Below are 16633 nucleotides of genomic sequence, written 5' to 3'. Positions count from 1 at the left end.
CCTTGACTTCGATGTCTTGACAATCGCCGAGCCCTCAGGGCCGCCGTCCCGCTTCGGAACAGCGCGAAAAAAATGTGATTCTTCAATGAACCGGAGTGCCTCGACCCCTGTTCAGACGCGCGGAGCAACGGAGCCGTGGGTTGGCTCCCGCCAGGGGTGGCGTTTCTGCTCAGGGAGTGAAGACATTGAAGAAGATGCTATTGGCCGCGGCCGCGGCGATCGGCCTTGCAGGTTCGGCGAACGCGGCGGTGATCACGCTGCAGAGCGTCACCAACAACGGTCCCAACAACAACACCTTCCGCTATCAGGGCACTCTGGGTCCGGATGAAGGTCTGCGCAGCGGCGACCGGCTCGTGATCTACGATTTCGCGGGCTACATTGCGGGCTCTGTCTTCTCGCCATCAGCGCAAGTGGTTGCCACGACCGAGCTGACGTCGAGCGATCCGGTGACGCCGGGCTTCACCGACAATCCGAACCTGGTGAACCTCGTCTTCACCTATGTCGGCCCGGACTTCCGCAACGAGAACGGCCCGTTCGCGCCGCTGGACTTCAACGGCCTGGGGGCGCGCTCGACGTTCAGCGGCCTGGTCGCCGATGCGTTCTTCACCCAGACCACGAAGAACAATCCGAACGGCCTGCCGGGTGGATCGAACACGCCGGTCTTCACGCTCGGCAACGTCTCGGTCCCGAATGCCATTCCGGAACCGGCGACCTGGGCGATGATGCTGGGCGGCTTCGGCCTGCTCGGCGCCGCGGCGCGCCGCAGCAACCGGCGCACGGTCGTTTCGGCCTGATCCGGACCTGAGCATAGGAAGGGCGTCGCTGGTCGGACCGGCGGCGCCCTTTCTCATTCGTCGTGGTGCAGGTAGCGCTCGCTGAAGTCGCCGGCCTCGGCCAGCCGATCCCAGTCCAGCAGCGTCATCGTGCCAGACGAAAAACTGATGATCCCGTCGCGGCGCAGCCCCTGCAGCGTCCGGTTGGTGTGGACGGCGGTCAGCCCGGTCGCGTCGGCCATCTGCTCCTGGGTCAGGGGAAGGTGAAACGAGTCCCCTTGCGACAGGCCTGATCGGCGCATGCGCAGCGACAGTTCGCACAGCAGGTGCGCGACCCGCGCGCGTGCCGAACGGCGGCCGACATTCACCACCCATTCGCGGAAGATGGAGCTGTCGATCAGCGAGTCCAGCCACACCGCGCGGCGGATCGCCGGATAACGCCCGATCAGCTCGGACAGCGCCGGCACCGGCACCATCGCCACTTCCGATCGGCCAAGGCTCTGCACATTGTGATCGGCGGTCGCGAGCAGCAGGTTCTGCAGGTCGACGAACTCGCCCATGATGTGGATGGAGATGATCTGCCGCGCGCCGGTCGTGATCAGCTTCTGGCGATAGGCGAAGCCGGCGAGGAGCAGATGGCAATGGGTCGGCGTTTCGCCCTCGCGGACCAGATAGGCGTCACGGTGCATCTGGCGGCGCGTGAATGGCAGCGACAGCACCGCTTTCTGCTCTTCGTCGGTGAACGAAACCCGTTGTTGCCATCGCGCAAGCAATGGCGTGAGTGTCGATCCCTGCTGCAAGAAGACGCACCTTTGCTACGGCCAAGGATCGTGAACTAAGCTTATCGGGGCGCGCGTTCTTTCGCGAAAGTTGGGCTGGTCATACCTAACCTTGGTTAGGCATTCTGGATGCGCAGATAGCGGGTGGTAAAATCCCCGACGTCGCGCATCGCTTTCCAGTCGGGGAAGCGGATGGCGCGGCGGTCGCGGTCGATCAGCCGGTCGGCCTGCAGGGGTTTGAGCGTGCGGTTGACGTGCACCGATGTCAGGCCGGTGGCGTCCGCCAGTTGTTCCTGGGTCATCGGCAGCTCATAGCCGTGATGGCCGTCCAGCCCCTGCGCGCTCAGCCGCACCGCAAACTCGCAGAGCAGATGGGCGATGCGGGTCCGCCCGTCGCGCCGGCCGACATTCAACGTCCATTCGCGAAACACCGACGCTTCGACCAGCGTGGACACGAACATCGCCCGCCCGACGCCGGCGTTGGCGTTCGCCAGCTCCTCCAGCGCGCCTATCGGAATGTCGGCAATCTCGCCGCGCGTGAGCATCTGAGCGTTATGGTCGGACTGCTCCAGGAACAGGTTCTGGAAATCGACCGCCTCGCCCGAGATATGGATGGATAGGATCTGGCGCGCCCCGTCGCCCGTCAGCTTGTGGCGAAAGGCATAGCCGGAAACGATCACTGCACAGCGCTCCGGCCGGTCGCCTTCCCGGAGCAGATAGGTTTGCGGCTCGACCGCCCGCAGCTTGTGGGGCAGGCCAAGAATCGCCGCCCGGTCTGCATCCTGCAAAGGGTGGTGCGTCTCCAGCTTTCTGACCAGCAGCTGGAGGGGATGCGTGTCTCGCCCGGTCATGAACGTCTCCCGCGGGATTGGGGCGGGAGCATGAAACGTCTCTCGGTCACCGGCGCCCGAAATAGCTAGCCGGCGATGGGCCAAGCATAACATCTGTCGGCGCGCTATACTGAACATATGTTTCGTTTGAACGGCTTAGCTTGGGATCGTCACCGCATGCGCTCTTTTTTTCGGTCAACATGATCCTTGTGAAGGCGATTGGTTCGCGACTCGCTTAACCACCTGTTTCGCAGGGGAAAATGCGATGCAGGATTACCGGCTCTACTGTCTCCGTGCCGATGGTCGGATCAAGGACCGGCACGACTATCAGGCGTCGGACGATGACGCCGCGTTGGCCCAGGCAGTCATCTGCCCCGATGGCTTTGGCGCCGAGATATGGCAGGGCCCGCGCCGCCTCGCATCGCTGACCGGCAATCGTCAGCGCGCCTGAGCCTCAGTAACGTTCGAGCAAACGCTCCACCGTGTCGTCAGCGGTTCCCGGCTTGCCCGGTTCCTTGCCGACTTCCCGCTCAAGCGCGGCGCGCAGGTCCTCGATCTGGCGGTCGGTCAGATGCTCGATGCCGATGAACTGCTCGCGCGCTTTCTCCAGCGCGCGCAACATCTCGTCCAGCTTGGCCTGCATCGCCGCCGCGTCCCGGTTCTGGCTGTTCTGGATGACGAAGACCATCAGGAAGGTAACGACCGTCGTTGCCGTGTTCACGACCAGCTGCCAGGTGTCGGAATAGCCGAAATAGGGGCCTGACAGCCCCCAGCCCAGAATTACCAGCAGGGCGACCAAGAACGTCTGCGGCTGGCCCGCCGCCGTTGCGATGCGCGTTGCAACATGGGTAAAGATGCGGTCCATTTTTCGGCAACGCGCATCCGCCCGTCCGGCTCCGCCGGGCCCAGGCGCCAGCAAGCCGGGGTTCAGGCTCTTTCCGTCAAAGGCATTGGAACGGAAGGGGTTCCACTTGGATCACGCGCACAGGCTTTACCGCCTCTACACGGTCAAACATGGCAAGATCATACGCCACCGCGACTTCGAGGCGCGCGATGACCGCGAGGCGCTGCGCCGCGCCGCCGCGCTTCGCCGCGAGGGCGCGCGCGAACTCTGGGACCTGAGCAGCGCCCCGGCCCGCCACGTCTCGACGATCTGAACGATCAACCCTGACGCGTCTCGACCAGCATGAACTCGACCGGCTCTCGCGCCGCAGCGGCGGCCGCGCGGGAGGTGTAATCCTCAGCCATAAGGCGCAGCGAATGGGCGGTGCGGGCGTCCGAACAGTCGGCGGCGAGGCGGCGGCAGCGTTCGGCCTGTTGGCGAAGATAGACGCTATCACTGATCACGGCGGTTGAACCACCAGAGGCTATGTCGGGTTCCCGACATAGACAAAGTTATAATTGCGCCGTCCGGAAACGAAAATGCCCCGCCAGGCACCGGGGGGGTGAGGGCCTGAGCGGGGCGGTATCGGAGCTTGGGGAAGGGGGGTTCTTCAAGCTCTCGGAGGGTAGAATGCCCGAGCACGCCCTCCTGTTCCAAAAAGGGACAAATTATTTTTGCTTCTGCATCATGCGCTTACGCGGCGGAGGAGGCGGGGGCGGCGGGCGGAGGCGGCAGGCTTCCCGCGTTACCGTCTCCCCGGCCGTGTCGGGCGTCGGCGGGCTCAGCCGCTGCAGCGCCAGTTCCTCGCCATCGACCTGCTCGTTCAGCACCCGGCCGGTGCCGTCCAGCGACACGATCCGGATCACCGCCGACGTGCCGTCGCGGCAATCGACCAGCTCCAGATGCCGTTCCTCGACCGTGCCGTCGCGCCGGGGCTCCGGATAGGAAACACGCCACCAGGCCCGCTGCACCGAACGCCAGTTCAATGAGTTGCGGTCGATTTCGATCGTCCGGCCCGCATGGTCCATGCCCGCCGCGGTCCAGCGCGGCATTGGCGGCGCGGCAGTGGCAGCGGCGGGCGCCGCGGCGATAAGGCCCAAAGCCAGCAGTCTCTTCACTCATGTCCTCCCTGTTGCCCTTGGGGCTAGCCTATCGCGCGACGAATGCAGTGGCGAGCGTCACACTATGTCGGCTGGAGGACAGACGCACGTCGCCGACTCGGCTATGAAGCTGGTCGGGGGTGGTCCATGGCCGAGTATAAGCTTTACTGCCTGGATCGCAGCGGGCGGATCACGCGCCGGCACGAGCTGCTTGCCGAGAATGATGACGACGCGATCGCCGCTGGCCGGAAAGTCGCGCCCTCAGTCGATTGCGAACTCTGGTCCGGCGCGCGCAAGGTGGCGCTGCTGCCGGCCGGCGCCGATCCGATCCCCGTCACTGGCGCTCAGGCAAAGTCCGCCTGACCGGCGCCGGCTCCGGCCGCGCCCCCTTCGCCCGCTCCTCCGCCAGCCGCGCACCTTCCTGGGCGAGCAGGCCGAACAGCCGTTCCGGATCGGCAAAGCGCAACGCCGCGCCGCGCGCCTCGCCGCCCTCCGCGACGATGATCTCGCGCGTGCCTGCCTTCATGCCGGCCAGGATCCGCCGCGCGCATTCCGCCGGCTCCATCCCCGCATCGATGTTGACGTCCGACTCGCCTCGGGCCGACCCGTCCGCCACCAGCGCATTGGCCGCAACCTGCGTCCTGACCGAACCCGGCAGCACCGTAGTGACCTTGATGCCATAGGCCAGCTCCACCTCGGCGCGCAGCGCGTCGAGATAGCCGATCAGCCCGTGCTTGGCCGCGCAATAGCCGGTCCGGAGCACTGTTCCGACGCGCCCCGCGACCGAGCTGATCCCGACGATGTGCCCGCCGCGCCCCCGCTCGACCATGGCGGGCAGCACCAGCTGGGTCAGCCAGATGGGGGCAAGCAGGTCGGTCTCGATCAGCGCCTTGTAGACTTCGGGCCTGGTGTCGACGGCAAGACTCCGCTGGCTGATGCCGGCATTGTTGACGAGCACGTCCACCTCGCCCGCCGTCGCGACCGCTTCCGGCAGCGCCGCCCAGTCGGTTGCCTCGAACGGCAGCAGCACCGCATCCGGCTGCACCCGCGCCCCGACCTCCGCCAGCGCCTCGCGCCTGCGCCCGGACAGCACCAGCCGCGCGCCCTCTGCCGCGAACGCCTCCGCCAGCGCCGCGCCGATGCCGGACGACGCGCCCGTGATCCACACTTTTCTGCCTTCGAACACTATTCATCTCTCCAATAGTCGAACGCCCGGCCCTGCAGCTCCCGCACCAGCGCCTTCGCCTCGGGCCCGGTCCAGTCGCCCTCATGCCCGTAGCGCAGCGACGATCCGACCCACCAGCCCTGGCCCGGCAGCCCGTCCGATTCCCGCACCACCAGCACGGCCAGTTCCGGCTCCCCCGCCGCCGCGCCGGCCTGGTCGACGGCGTCGAGCGCCTTGCAGAAGGCCCGCATCTTCGGCCGGGTGAAGCGGTGGCCGAACGCCGCCAGGCCTTCCACATAGGAGACGGCCCGCCCCTCCCGCGCCGCCGCGATCAGCAACGCCCGCACTTCGCTCACGTCGAACATGGGCGGGAGCGTAGCGTCGCCGCCGAGCGCAAGCCAGCTTGCGCGCAGAGCCGGCGCCCGCCCGGCCGCACGGCGCGGATTCACTCCGCGCCACCCTTCCCGCACATTCCGCACGATCCGCACATTCCGCACCTTCTGCACGTGCGATATGTGAATCTCGTGAGCGGCGAGGGCGCGATCCGGACGAGTCACAGAGCCTTGAGCGCAAGGGCTAGCAAGGCGGGCGGCGTGTAGGACAGCGAAATCGAAAGGATCGTCAGGCAGGGACGTAGCGCAGCCGGATCACGTCGCCGTCGATCAGATCGTGCGCGAGGAGGAGAAGCGGCGGGCGGGCGCCGGCGAAATAGGGCGTGCCACCGCCCAGCACGACCGGGTGAAGATAGAGGCGGTATTCGTCGATCAGTCCCAGGGCGGAGAGGCTGCCCGCCAGCGCCGGCCCGGCGACCTCGATCTCGCCCGCATGGCTCTCCTTCAGCCGGCGGACCTCCGCCGCGAGATCGTCCACGCCCAGCAGCCGCGCTTTCGGCCCGGCCCCGCCCAGCGTCCGCGACACGACCCATTTCGACTGACGCCGCCACGCCGCCGCGAACGCCCGCTCGTCCGCACCCCAGCCCGGCTGGTCCTCCTCCCAATAGCGCATCAGCGCATAGACGCGGCGGCCATACAGGCTCCCCACCTGCCCCTCGGCCTCGGCAACGAAGTGCCGGAACAGCCCCGGCGACGGCGCGAACCGGTCATGATCGACATAGCCGTCGAGGGAGACGTTCATTCCGAAGACGAGCTGGGCCATGGTGTTCCGTTCTCCGCGCGGTGCACCGCACCATCGTCATCCCGAACTCGTTTCGGGACAAGGGTTGAGCAGCGCGTTGTTTGAAGTTGCGCTCCCCAGCTTGGAAGCGAGCGGACGCCTTGTCCTGAAACAAGTTCACGATAACGGGGGAGTTGGTGGCCTCAGTGCTTGAAGCAATGCTCCCGATGCCAGCCGAGAAAATGCGGGTGCGGCCGATCCATCGCGCGCGCCGGCGCCAGCGCCTTCCGCGCCTTGTTGACCAGGCTCCACACGCTGTCCGGATCATTCACCTGCCGCGACACCAGGATGTCGAGCTCATCCGAAAGGCTGATCAGCCCGCGATCGAACATCCAGTGCACCGTGCCGGACAGCGCAAGCCCGTTCTGCACCGTATCCGGCCCGTCCGCACCCACCGGACGGATATGCGCCGCTTCCACCTCGGCCCGCCCACCGCCGTTTATCAGCTTCAAGCCGGTGATCGCGCAGCGCGCATCATAGGCTTTGACGACAATGCGGCGGAACACGCGGTCGCGGACGATCCGCGAAGTCAGCGCCGTGATCCGCTCCTGCTCATACAGAAAAGGCGCAGGCTCCTCGCGCACGGCCGAGCCCGGCGCCGCTTCACCGATGCGCGGCAGCAGATCGTCATGCTCGGCCAGCCCCAGCGTCACGATCCGGTAGAAGTCGCCCGGCGAGATCGGCCGTACGGCCGACTGCGCGCGGCCGGAGATCGCGCCCGCCTCGTTCAAAAGCCCGCGCTCGACCAGCCCATCGGGGCTGTTGAACGGCACAGGATTGGCGATGTCGAGATAGCTGCCGGCTTCGATAATCGCGAGATACATGCCGGGCGTGCCCGGATCGAGAATGACCTGCTGCACCTTCGCGACAGCGAAATAACCGCGCGTGCCCGGCACCTTCACCGGCTCATAATAGATGATCCAGTCACCAACACAGGCCTGCACGCGCCCGAGATACTGCGGCGAAAACTGGTACCGCTCAGCCGGGCTGTCGTCGTAGATCGAGTCCGAGCGATGGATGAAGATGCCGAAGGTGATGGGGTAAGTAGGCTCATTCCAAAGCCTCTCCCCGTCTGCGCCGCGAACCGCCTGATGTCCACCCTTGCTAAAACGTCATCACTCAATAGGTTTCTGCTTCAGGAGGGGGCTCGATGTCCGAAGTTACAGAGGTGCTTGCGACTCCGGACGCACAGGAGCGCGCCGCGTTGGCTGGAGCGCGTCCCGCCTTGATAGAACGGTTCGGGATCAGGGGACTCTACGGCTTTCGCGATATATCCTTGTCTTCGAAACACGCGGCTACAATCCTGATAGCGAGGAATGGCACTGGCAAGACCACCCTCCTCAGCGCATTAGACGCCTTCTTGAAGCTGCAGCTCTATAGGCTTCGAGACCTCGACTTTGCAGAGATATATTGCCGACTGAGGGGCGTTCCGGAAGAACTGGTTCTAACGCACGATGATCTCCTTACCTTTCTCCAAGGCTCGTCTGAAGGCGAGATTGGGCGTCTCGCAAGTAGGTCTCAAGTTGGAACCGATAAGCTCCTAGCGTTTCTATTCTCAGACTATGAGCCCTATCTAGACAACTGGGCTAACGATCATGATCAGCACAGCATAACGAATGCGTTGTATAGAGCGTTCGGGCATGACAGCAGGGCAGTTAGAAAAGCATGCGCGGATGCTTACAACTCGCTTTTCAGAAAAAGCCCTCCTCTTGATCGATTAAGGACCACATTAGCTGAGGCTCTTTCAGACTTCGAGATAGTTTATCTGCCGACTTACCGGCGCGTCGAACTTGCACTCACCGACAATAGAGAGGAACGTCGTCGCCTAGGACGATCTAAGCCGAAGCTTAATATATCCGCCAGTGGACTGCATACTGCAGAAATACAGTTCGGCTTGGGCGATATCTCCGAAAGGCTATCTCAACTTCACGATAGGATTATTGCGCGATCAAATAGGGAATATCGTGAGATTAGCGAGAACATAATTGATGAACTTATCCGAGGATACGAGGTTTCAGAGGACGCAGAGATACCCCAGCCTGACGACCTAAAGCTCTTCTTCTCGCGTCTGGAGTCCGGAACAAGAATGATGGGGCCTTATTATTCCAGGATTAGCGCTCCGGATTTTGCAAAAATCTATAGTAGCGAAGGCGTGCCCCCGGAATCGGCTAAGTTCCTACGTTACTTCCTAAACAAGCTGAATGGAATAATTAACATAACAAAGGAGATCGAGCAGCCTGTTGGGGATTTCATAAGGAGCTGCAATCGTTACTTGTCATCTTCGGAACCCAGTACGCTTCCTAGTACAGAAGCGAACCGGACGCATCTACAAGAGATTGACGCAAAGGAGCTTAAGTTAAACCCAACAGACCTGAGCGTTAATGTTGAGAGCCTACCGGCGAAGACGCCTATTTCGCTCGACTCTCTCTCGTCCGGCGAGAAGCAAATGATATCTCTTTTTGCTCGAATGTATCTGTATCCAAAGAAAAAGATTGTTTTGATCGATGAGCCAGAGCTGTCTCTCTCTATTGATTGGCAGCGCGGTATATTGATTGACGTTCTTCTATCGCCAAACTGTGAGCAGGTTGTGGCAATCACTCATTCGCCTTTTGTGTTTGACAATTCTCTCGAACCTTTTGCGCGGACTCTCGACTTATCAGTCTCTGACGCGAACCAACCGCAGTTGGCGCTCCCGACATCAGCCGGGAATGGTGACGTGTCCGATGATTGAGGAAGGCAGCGGTCAAGACTCTTATGTTGCTAGCCAGATTGCAGCACGTGATCGACAGGCTGTGGCCAAGATCAGCTTCCTCAACTTTCGATCCCGCTATCCCAGCGGCCTGATCTTCGCAGTCGAGGGCGACGACGACAAAATCGCCTACTCCTACTGGATTCAGCGCGTCGCTCCAGATCTAGCGTACGAGTTTTTCGTTTGTTCAGGCAAGCGTGAAGTTAAGAAGCTCAGGAATGTTCTAGCCAGAGATCTTTCAAACGCAAATGAAGGCGTCGCCTTTCTAGTTGATAGAGATTTTGACGAATTAGAAGGATTTGAGAGCATCGATTTCGTGTTCATGTTGGATCGCTATTCAATCGAGAACTACTTAGTAGACAGGCAGGTTCTTGACGAAACGATCAAAGTGGCCTTTCCGGGCAGTGGGGATAGGGCTATGCGCGAAAAAGTTTGCATGCTGTTCGAAGCAGACTACGCGGACTTCCTACAAATAGCTTCGGAGTTGAATCGGCGGATATTCTTCGCTCGGCGCGTCCGTGTCGAGATCGACAACTACATTCCTACCTCCTTGGCAAAGTTAGCTGCGGTCGAATTAGGACATGTGCAGCCGTGTAATCCTCCGGCGGAGGAGGCGATAGCTCTCCCGATTTTGGGAGAGGCTACTCAGCAGCTTGAAGAAGAGTTTAAGCAGCTTGATCCTGGCGAGCGCTATCGAGGTAAGTTCGCGTACAAGTTTTTCCGAGGATGGCTCGACCGACTCTGTGATGAATATAGGAATGCTCGCCATGGCCTCTTCCCTCCACCGATCGGTCAGGATGCCAAGCTGAAGCACGATGAGATGAGTCTCGGCTCGCTCGCGTCTCGCTCACCGCTACCCGAAGGCTTTGCTGCGTTCTTGGCAAAATGCGATCGTGCAGCTAGGCTATAGAACTCAGGTTGTGGCTGCATTAGTCTATCGCCTCCCCTAGTTTTCCGAGTTTCGCGCGCCGGCCAGTGATGTCGCGGTGTCTCGTCTAAATCGGCGATTGCTACGCAAGCCCCCTTCTCAACCTCAGAAGCCATCCACCTGCGCTAGCGCACCGCGCTAACGGTCGCTGCGCGTTCCGCATCGTCTTCGTGCCAGAACTAGGGCTTCCTCGATCCCCGGTATCGAGGGTTCCTGCCCATTTCCTGCCTGTCCAGCAGCTAGCCTTCGTCGCCCATGCGGAGCGCGGCGATGAACGCCTCTTGAGGGATGGAGACGCTGCCGTACTCCCGCATCTTCTTCTTGCCCTCTTTCTGCTTGTCGAGCAGCTTGCGTTTCCGCGAGATATCGCCGCCATAGCATTTCGCCGTCACGTCCTTGCGCAGCGCGGCGATGGTCTCTCTCGCGATCACCTTGCCGCCGATCGCGGCCTGGATCGGGATCTTGAAGAGGTGGCGGGGGATCAGGTCCTTCAGGCGTTCGCACATGCCGCGGCCGCGCGTCTCGGCCGTGCCGCGATGGACGATCATGCTCAATGCGTCGACCGGCTCGTTGTTGACCAGGATGCTCATCTTGACGAGGTCGCCCTCGCGATAGCCGATCTGGTGATAGTCGAAGCTGGCGTAGCCGCGGCTGATGCTTTTCAGCCGGTCGTAGAAGTCGAACACAACTTCATTGAGCGGCAGCTCGTAGGTGAGCTGGGCGCGGCCGCCGACATAGGTCAGGTTCTTCTGGATGCCGCGGCGATCCTGGCAGAGCTTCAGGATGGCGCCTAGATATTCGTCGGGCACATAGATGGTCGCCTCGATCCAAGGCTCCTCGATCATGTCGATCCGATTGGGATCGGGCATGTCGGCGGGGTTGTGTTGCTCGATCGTCTGCGCCTCGGCCTCACCGGCGGCGCGGGTCAGCTGCAGTCGATAGACGACGCTGGGCGCGGTGGTGATCAGGTCGAGATCATATTCGCGGGTCAGCCGCTCCTGGATGATCTCCAGGTGCAGGAGGCCGAGGAAGCCGCAGCGGAAGCCGAAGCCCAATGCGGCGCTGGTCTCCATCTCGAAGCTGAAGCTCGCATCGTTGAGGCGGAGCTTGGAGATGCTTTCCCTGAGCTTCTCGAAGTCGTTGGCGTCGGTGGGGAAGAGGCCGCAGAAGACGACCGGCTGCACTTCCTTAAAGCCTGGCAGCGCTTGCGCCGTGGGGCGGCGGGCGTCGGTCAGCGTGTCGCCGACGCGCGCCTGCGCCACGTCCTTGATCTGGGCAGTGATGAAGCCGACCTCGCCGGGGCCGAGCTCGGGCAGGTTCTCGATCTTGGGGCGGAACACGCCGGCGCGGTCGATCAGGTGGGTGGTGCCGGCCTGCATGAACTTGATCTGCTGGCCCTTCCTGACGACGCCGTCGATGACGCGGATCAGGATGACGACGCCGAGATAGGGATCGTACCAGCTGTCGACGAGCATCGCCTTCAAGGGCGCGTCGGCATCGCCCTTGGGGGGCGGGATCTTCCTGACGATCGCGTCGAGCACTTCGTCGATGCCGATGCCGGATTTGGCGGAGGCGAGCACCGCTTCGGAGGCGTCGAGGCCGATCACTTCCTCGATCTCGGCGCGCACCTTTTCGGGTTCGGCGGCGGGCAGGTCGATCTTGTTGATGACAGGCACGATTTCATGGTCGTGCTCGATCGACTGATAGACATTGGCGAGCGTCTGCGCCTCGACACCCTGCGCCGCGTCGACCACGAGCAGCGCGCCTTCGCAGGCGGCGAGGCTGCGGCTGACTTCATAGGCGAAGTCGACATGGCCCGGCGTGTCCATCAGATTGAGGGTGTAGCCATTCCATTCCAGCCGCACGGTCTGCGCTTTGATGGTGATGCCGCGCTCCTTCTCGATGTCCATATTGTCGAGGACCTGGGAGGACATTTCGCGGTCGGTGAGGCCGCCGGTGCGCTGGATCAGCCGGTCGGCGAGCGTCGACTTGCCATGATCGATATGCGCGATGATGGAGAAATTGCGGATCTTGGAAAGTTCGGTTGCCATGCTGCCGCGCGCGTTAGCAGGGGCGGGAGGAACGGGAAAGCTTGGGCGAGATGCGGATCGGCACGGCGGGCTGGGCGATCCCGCGCCAGACGGCGGAGCGCTTCCCGGCCGAGGGCACGACGCTGGAGCGCTATGCGGCGCGGTTCGGGTGCGCCGAGATCAACTCGACCTTTCACCGGTCGCATCGGGCCTCGACCTTCGAGCGCTGGGCGGCATCGGTGCCGGAGGGGTTCCGCCTTTCGGTGAAGGTCCCGAAGACGATCACGCACCAGGCGAAGCTGGCCGGATGCGGGGAGTTGGTGCGCGCGTTCCTGGGCGAGATCGCGCCGCTGGGAGACTGGCGCGGCCCGCTGCTGGTGCAACTGCCGCCCAGCCTCGCCTTCGATGTGGAGGTCGCCGCAACGTTCTTCGCGCAACTGCCGAGGCCCGCAGTGTGCGAGCCGCGTCACGCGAGCTGGTTCACGGAAGAAGCGGATGCGCTGCTGGCCGGCTGGGAGATTGGACGCGCCGCTGCCGACCCGCAGCTGCACGAAGGCGCGGCAAGGCCGGGCGGCTGGCCGGGCCTCGCCTATTTCCGTCTGCACGGGAGTCCGCGCACCTATTGGTCCAGCTATGAGCCGGACGCGCTCCTGCTCTGGGCGGAGCGGGTGCGTCTGGCGCATGCAAATGCCGGCGAAACCTGGGTGATCTTCGACAATACGGCGGGCGGCGCGGCGGCGGCCAATGCGCTCGATCTCGCGGCTCTGCTCGGCGCTTAACCAGTCGCCAAGGCCTGCGCTTTACATTATCGTCGCTGAAAAGGGGTCGCACATCGCAATGGCTGTGACTTGGGTCACGGAACGGCGCTTCGGCGCCGGGTAAGGCGCGTGTCGAAAAGGGGGCAAGGCGCCTTGCTTCAAGGGTTTAGGGAGATTGAATGTGCGTAAGTTCATCGCAAGCCTCGCCGCCAGCGCGGCGCTGATCGGGTCCATGTCGCCGGCGGTGGCGCAGACCAACATGTCGTCGGACGGCCGCACCTATAAGGACGGCACCACCAAAGGGGCGTCGTCGGCGCGCCGGGCGCAGGAGCGGGCGGAGCGGAACATCCCGACCTGCACGCGCAAGCTTGGCTCGGTCGCGATCGTTGAGCCGGACACCCAATGGTGGCGGGAGTTCAACCTGGGCAGCCCCGAGGCGATCCTGAAAGTGTTCATCCAGCAGTCGGGCTGCTTCACCCTCGTCAATCGCGGCCGCTCGATGGCAAGCCGCAACCTGGAGCGCGCGATGGCAGACCAGGGCGAGCTGCAGGCCGGCTCCAACCTGGGCAAGGGTCAGGTCAAGGCGGCGGATTACTTCCTGCAGCCGGACATCGTGACGGCGAACCGCAATTCGGGCGGCGGCGGCATCGGTGCGGCGGCGGGCGCGCTGGGCGGCCTGTTCGGCGGCTTCGGCCGTGCGGTCGGCGGCATCGCTGGCGGCATCAACATGAAGAAGGGCGAAGCGACCGTCACCCTCTCTGTCGTCAACGCTCGCACCACTGAGGAAGAGGCGCTGACCCAGGGCTATGCCCGCAAGACGGACGTCAGCTTCGGCGCCGGTGGCGGCTATGGCTGGATGGGCGGCTTCGCGGCAGCGGGCGGCGCCGGCTATCAGGATACCGAGATCGGCCAAGTGATCGTGCTCGCCTATCTCGATGCGTACACCAAGCTGGTGTCGCAGCTGGGTGGCCTGCCGTCGAACGCGGCGGCGGCGGCTCCGCAGGCGCGGTAATGCTTGAAGGCCTCCGCTCGTCCTGAGCGGAGGCCGAAGGCCGCAGTCGAAGGCCGTTGCTTCGACGTTAGCGCCCCTCGACTACGCGCTTCGCGCTCCGCTCGGGACGAGCGAATTGAGCCTCTAGGCGGCTTCGGCGAGGTAGCCGGCGCGCATCGCGTTCTCGATCGCCTTCATCGTGTTGGCGAAGCGCTCTTCGCCCGCGCCCTTGATCATCGCCCAAGGCAGGTTCCGCCGCTCCAGCTCTGCTTTCGACAGCTCGAAGAAGCGGGTGCGCAGCTCGTCGGTGCCGAACATGCGGGTGCCGTCCGGCACCCAGGGCAGATCTATGTCGTACATCAGGTAGAAGTCGGCCGTGTCCTTGAAGCGATCGAACCAGGGATCGCGTGTCCCGAACAGCATGTCGGCCCACACAGCAGTCATCAGCGGATCGGTGTCGAGGATGACATAGGGCGGGCGCCGGTTCAGCGCGTCGCGGGCCGCCGCCATATGGCCTTTGGCGATCGCGACCAGATCGGTCATGGTGAAGCCCAGGCCCTTGGCTTCGGACCAGGTGCGGCCGAACTCCTCCACATAGATGCCGCCCAGCGCTTCGGCGAGGCGGGGGCCGAGCGTCGACTTGCCGGTGCTTTCCGGGCCGTGCAGGCAGATGGTGGCGGTCACGTCGTCGCCGTCCGATCGGATTGCGCGCGGCGCCAGCTGACGAACCCCACAGCGGACAGGATCAGGAACAATAGGTAAAGCAAGGCAAGCAACGTCAGACCCTTAGCAGCATATACGCCGATCGCGACGACATCGACGACGATCCACAATAACCAGTTTTCGAGATAGCGCCGCGCCATCAGCAGCTGCGCCGCAACGCTCGCCATGGCGATGAACGCATCCCACCAAGGCAGCGAAGCATCAGTGAAGCGGTACATAAGGGCGCCCCAGCCCAAGGTCGTTACCGTAATCGCCGCAAGACACGCAGCCCATGCGCTTCGAGGCAGCCGCTCGACCGCGATCTCCCCTTGCGTCGCCTGCGCCTTCGACCAGCTCCACCAGCCGTAAAGCTGGACGACGAAGAAGAAGAGCTGAAGCAAGGCGTCGCTGTACAGCCGCACGTCCGGCTGCACGAACAGCCAGGCAGAGATGCTCACCATCGCGATGCCAAAGGGGTAGTTCCATACGCTCCGCCGCACGATCAGGACGATGTTGATGACGCCGAGCGACGCGGCCAGCACTTCCCACGGATTCACTTGCGCGCCTTAGCAGTGCTTGCATCGCTGTCGATACGGGCGCGACCAACAAGCGGTTCGGGGCGACGGACATCCCGCGATCGTCATTGCGAGTGAAGCGAAGCAATCCAGAAGTCCGGAACTGTGGATTGCTTCGTCGTTGCACTCCTCGCAATGACGAGAAGCTAAAATCAGAGGATTTGACATGAGATCTGCGCTGTTTCCGCTGCTCCTGGCCGCTCTTCCCGCACCAGCCCTGAGCGCAGACCTGCTGCTGGTCGGCAACAAGGTCGAGGACACGCTGAGCTTCGTCGATCTTGCCACGGCGAAGGAGCTGGGTCGGGTGGCGACCGGGCGGATGCCGCACGAGATCGCCATTTCGCCCGACGGACGCCAGGCGGCGGTGGTCGCTTATGGCGGGCGCAGCATCGATCTTTTCGACGTTGCCCGCCGGAGCAAGCTGCGGACGCTCGACCTTTCTCCGAACGAGGGGCCGCATGGCCTCGTCTGGCTGCGCGACGGGCGGCTGCTGGCGACGACCGAGCGCAGCCTGTCGCTCACCCTGATCGAGCCGCGTGCGGGCGATGCGGTACTTTCCATTCCGACGGGCCAGGCAGGCACCCATATGGTGGCGGTCTCGCCGGACCTGCGCCGCGCCTATACCGCCAACATCCCGGCCGGCACGGTCACGATCGTCGACCTGGAAGGGCGCCGGAAGCTGCGCGACCTGGCGGTCGGCGGACGGCCCGAAGGCATTGCCGTGTCGCCCGATGGCAGGACCTTGTGGGTCGCCGATCTGGAGGGCGCACGGGTGCAGGCGTTCAGCACCAGCGCGATCGAAACCGGCAGCGCAAAGCCGCTGGCGCTGGTGCCGACGGGCAAAAGGCCGATCCGCGTCGCCTTCAGTCCGGACGGGCGCTTTGTCGTCACATCGAACTTCCTGGACGGCACGCTGACCGTGATCGACGGCGCCAGCCGCAAGCCTGTCCGCACCATAGCCGTTAGCGGCCAGGAGGCGGCGGCGCAGGTGACGATCCTGTTCTCGGGTGATGGCCGGCGCATCTATGCGGCGGAGACGGGACGCAATCAGGTGGCGGAGATCGACTTTGCCAGCGGGCGCGTGCTGCGGCGCCTGCCGGCGGGCGCGCAGGGGGATGGCCTCGCCTTAGCGCGGGCGGCAGAGTAGATATGGCCGCCTCTTTGTTCCCCGGCGAAGGCCGGGGTCCAGGGGCTGGG

General features: G+C 63.6%; 21 protein-coding genes. 9 read left to right on the top strand and 12 right to left on the bottom strand.

Translation table 11 applies throughout. From position 1 onward, the window contains the following. The first annotated feature begins 194 nt into the window (after positions 1–194). Positions 195–794, top strand: coding sequence for a PEPxxWA-CTERM sorting domain-containing protein (locus VGT77_RS01005; protein ID WP_327459003.1), 600 nt, complete (start codon positions 195–197; stop codon positions 792–794). A gap of 53 nt (positions 795–847) precedes the next feature. On the opposite strand, the gene VGT77_RS01000 is transcribed toward VGT77_RS01005, so the two are convergent. Both VGT77_RS01000 and VGT77_RS00995 read right to left on the bottom strand, forming a co-directional pair. After that, positions 848–1573 carry a Crp/Fnr family transcriptional regulator gene (locus tag VGT77_RS01000; RefSeq protein ID WP_327458677.1) on the bottom strand — a complete coding sequence of 242 codons (726 nt, stop codon included), beginning with the start codon at positions 1571–1573 and terminating at the stop codon, positions 848–850. A gap of 95 nt (positions 1574–1668) precedes the next feature. Beyond that, entirely contained in the window at positions 1669–2403 is a 735-nt protein-coding gene (locus VGT77_RS00995) for a Crp/Fnr family transcriptional regulator (protein WP_327458675.1), read from the bottom strand. A gap of 244 nt (positions 2404–2647) precedes the next feature. On the opposite strand from VGT77_RS00995, the gene VGT77_RS00990 reads away from it, so the two are divergent. Next, positions 2648–2833 carry a hypothetical protein gene (locus VGT77_RS00990; protein WP_327458674.1) on the top strand — a complete coding sequence of 62 codons (186 nt, stop codon included), beginning with the start codon at positions 2648–2650 and terminating at the stop codon, positions 2831–2833. A 3-nt stretch (positions 2834–2836) separates the two neighbouring features. Here the strand turns inward: VGT77_RS00990 and VGT77_RS00985 are convergent, their stop codons facing one another. Continuing rightward, on the bottom strand, positions 2837–3247 hold the full coding sequence (locus VGT77_RS00985) for a low affinity iron permease family protein (protein WP_327458672.1): 411 nt from the start codon (positions 3245–3247) through the stop codon (positions 2837–2839). A 106-nt stretch (positions 3248–3353) separates the two neighbouring features. Here VGT77_RS00985 and VGT77_RS00980 point away from each other — a divergent pair, with 106 nt between their 5' ends. Then, a complete protein-coding gene (locus VGT77_RS00980) occupies positions 3354–3539 on the top strand; it encodes a hypothetical protein (protein WP_327458670.1) in 186 nt (61 codons plus the stop codon). Between the two features lie 4 nt (positions 3540–3543). On the opposite strand, the gene VGT77_RS00975 is transcribed toward VGT77_RS00980, so the two are convergent. Both VGT77_RS00975 and VGT77_RS00970 read right to left on the bottom strand, forming a co-directional pair. Next, complete coding sequence (locus tag VGT77_RS00975) at positions 3544–3729, bottom strand: hypothetical protein (protein WP_327458668.1); 186 nt, start codon at positions 3727–3729, stop codon at positions 3544–3546. 204 nt (positions 3730–3933) lie between these two features. Further along, positions 3934–4383: a hypothetical protein gene (locus tag VGT77_RS00970; RefSeq protein WP_327458666.1), complete on the bottom strand. Its 450-nt coding sequence runs from the start codon at positions 4381–4383 to the stop codon at positions 3934–3936. A 129-nt stretch (positions 4384–4512) separates the two neighbouring features. On the opposite strand from VGT77_RS00970, the gene VGT77_RS00965 reads away from it, so the two are divergent. Then, positions 4513–4728, top strand: a complete 216-nt coding sequence (locus tag VGT77_RS00965) for a hypothetical protein (protein WP_327458664.1) — start codon at positions 4513–4515, stop codon at positions 4726–4728. Here VGT77_RS00965 and VGT77_RS00960 read toward each other — a convergent pair. The 4 genes from VGT77_RS00960 to VGT77_RS00945 form a co-directional block, all read right to left on the bottom strand. Then, a complete protein-coding gene (locus VGT77_RS00960) occupies positions 4700–5533 on the bottom strand; it encodes an SDR family NAD(P)-dependent oxidoreductase (RefSeq protein WP_327458662.1) in 834 nt (277 codons plus the stop codon). The two genes, VGT77_RS00965 and VGT77_RS00960, sit on opposite strands and share 29 nt — an antisense overlap. A gap of 17 nt (positions 5534–5550) precedes the next feature. Beyond that, positions 5551–6018 carry a ribose-phosphate pyrophosphokinase gene (locus VGT77_RS00955; RefSeq protein WP_327458660.1) on the bottom strand — a complete coding sequence of 156 codons (468 nt, stop codon included), beginning with the start codon at positions 6016–6018 and terminating at the stop codon, positions 5551–5553. 133 nt (positions 6019–6151) lie between these two features. Continuing rightward, positions 6152–6685 carry a dihydrofolate reductase family protein gene (locus VGT77_RS00950; protein WP_327458658.1) on the bottom strand — a complete coding sequence of 178 codons (534 nt, stop codon included), beginning with the start codon at positions 6683–6685 and terminating at the stop codon, positions 6152–6154. A gap of 161 nt (positions 6686–6846) precedes the next feature. Then, positions 6847–7647, bottom strand: a complete 801-nt coding sequence (locus tag VGT77_RS00945) for an HNH endonuclease (RefSeq protein ID WP_327458656.1) — start codon at positions 7645–7647, stop codon at positions 6847–6849. 206 nt (positions 7648–7853) lie between these two features. Between VGT77_RS00945 and VGT77_RS00940 the strand changes: the two genes are divergently transcribed. Together VGT77_RS00940 and VGT77_RS00935 are read left to right on the top strand one after the other, a co-directional pair. Beyond that, entirely contained in the window at positions 7854–9434 is a 1581-nt protein-coding gene (locus VGT77_RS00940) for an AAA family ATPase (RefSeq protein WP_327458654.1), read from the top strand. After that, on the top strand, positions 9427–10362 hold the full coding sequence (locus tag VGT77_RS00935; RefSeq protein ID WP_327458652.1) for a DUF4435 domain-containing protein: 936 nt from the start codon (positions 9427–9429) through the stop codon (positions 10360–10362). The genes VGT77_RS00940 and VGT77_RS00935 overlap by 8 nt, the downstream gene beginning before the upstream one ends. A gap of 257 nt (positions 10363–10619) precedes the next feature. Here VGT77_RS00935 and lepA read toward each other — a convergent pair whose 3' ends face one another. Continuing rightward, positions 10620–12431: a translation elongation factor 4 gene (gene lepA, locus VGT77_RS00930; RefSeq protein ID WP_327458650.1), complete on the bottom strand. Its 1812-nt coding sequence runs from the start codon at positions 12429–12431 to the stop codon at positions 10620–10622. A 50-nt stretch (positions 12432–12481) separates the two neighbouring features. Here lepA and VGT77_RS00925 point away from each other — a divergent pair, with 50 nt between their 5' ends. Together VGT77_RS00925 and VGT77_RS00920 are read left to right on the top strand one after the other, a co-directional pair. Next, entirely contained in the window at positions 12482–13189 is a 708-nt protein-coding gene (locus VGT77_RS00925) for a DUF72 domain-containing protein (protein ID WP_327459002.1), read from the top strand. A gap of 160 nt (positions 13190–13349) precedes the next feature. Continuing rightward, positions 13350–14180 (top strand): CsgG/HfaB family protein, encoded by an 831-nt coding sequence (locus VGT77_RS00920; RefSeq protein WP_414713337.1) that lies wholly within the window; start codon positions 13350–13352, stop codon positions 14178–14180. A gap of 123 nt (positions 14181–14303) precedes the next feature. Here VGT77_RS00920 and VGT77_RS00915 read toward each other — a convergent pair whose 3' ends face one another. Both VGT77_RS00915 and pnuC read right to left on the bottom strand, forming a co-directional pair. Next, positions 14304–14843 carry an AAA family ATPase gene (locus VGT77_RS00915; protein WP_327458648.1) on the bottom strand — a complete coding sequence of 180 codons (540 nt, stop codon included), beginning with the start codon at positions 14841–14843 and terminating at the stop codon, positions 14304–14306. Next, positions 14840–15418, bottom strand: a complete 579-nt coding sequence (pnuC, locus tag VGT77_RS00910) for a nicotinamide riboside transporter PnuC (protein ID WP_327458646.1) — start codon at positions 15416–15418, stop codon at positions 14840–14842. Before pnuC ends, VGT77_RS00915 begins: the two co-directional genes overlap by 4 nt. A gap of 184 nt (positions 15419–15602) precedes the next feature. Here pnuC and VGT77_RS00905 point away from each other — a divergent pair, with 184 nt between their 5' ends. Next, on the top strand, positions 15603–16583 hold the full coding sequence (locus VGT77_RS00905; RefSeq protein WP_327458644.1) for a beta-propeller fold lactonase family protein: 981 nt from the start codon (positions 15603–15605) through the stop codon (positions 16581–16583). Positions 16584–16633: the final 50 nt, after the last annotated feature.

The sequence above is a fragment of the Sphingomonas sp. genome, assembly GCF_035944535.1.
Lineage (GTDB): Bacteria > Pseudomonadota > Alphaproteobacteria > Sphingomonadales > Sphingomonadaceae > Sphingomonas_B.
Note: the sequence above shows the minus strand (reverse complement) of the source record. Positions and strands in the feature narration are given on the sequence as shown.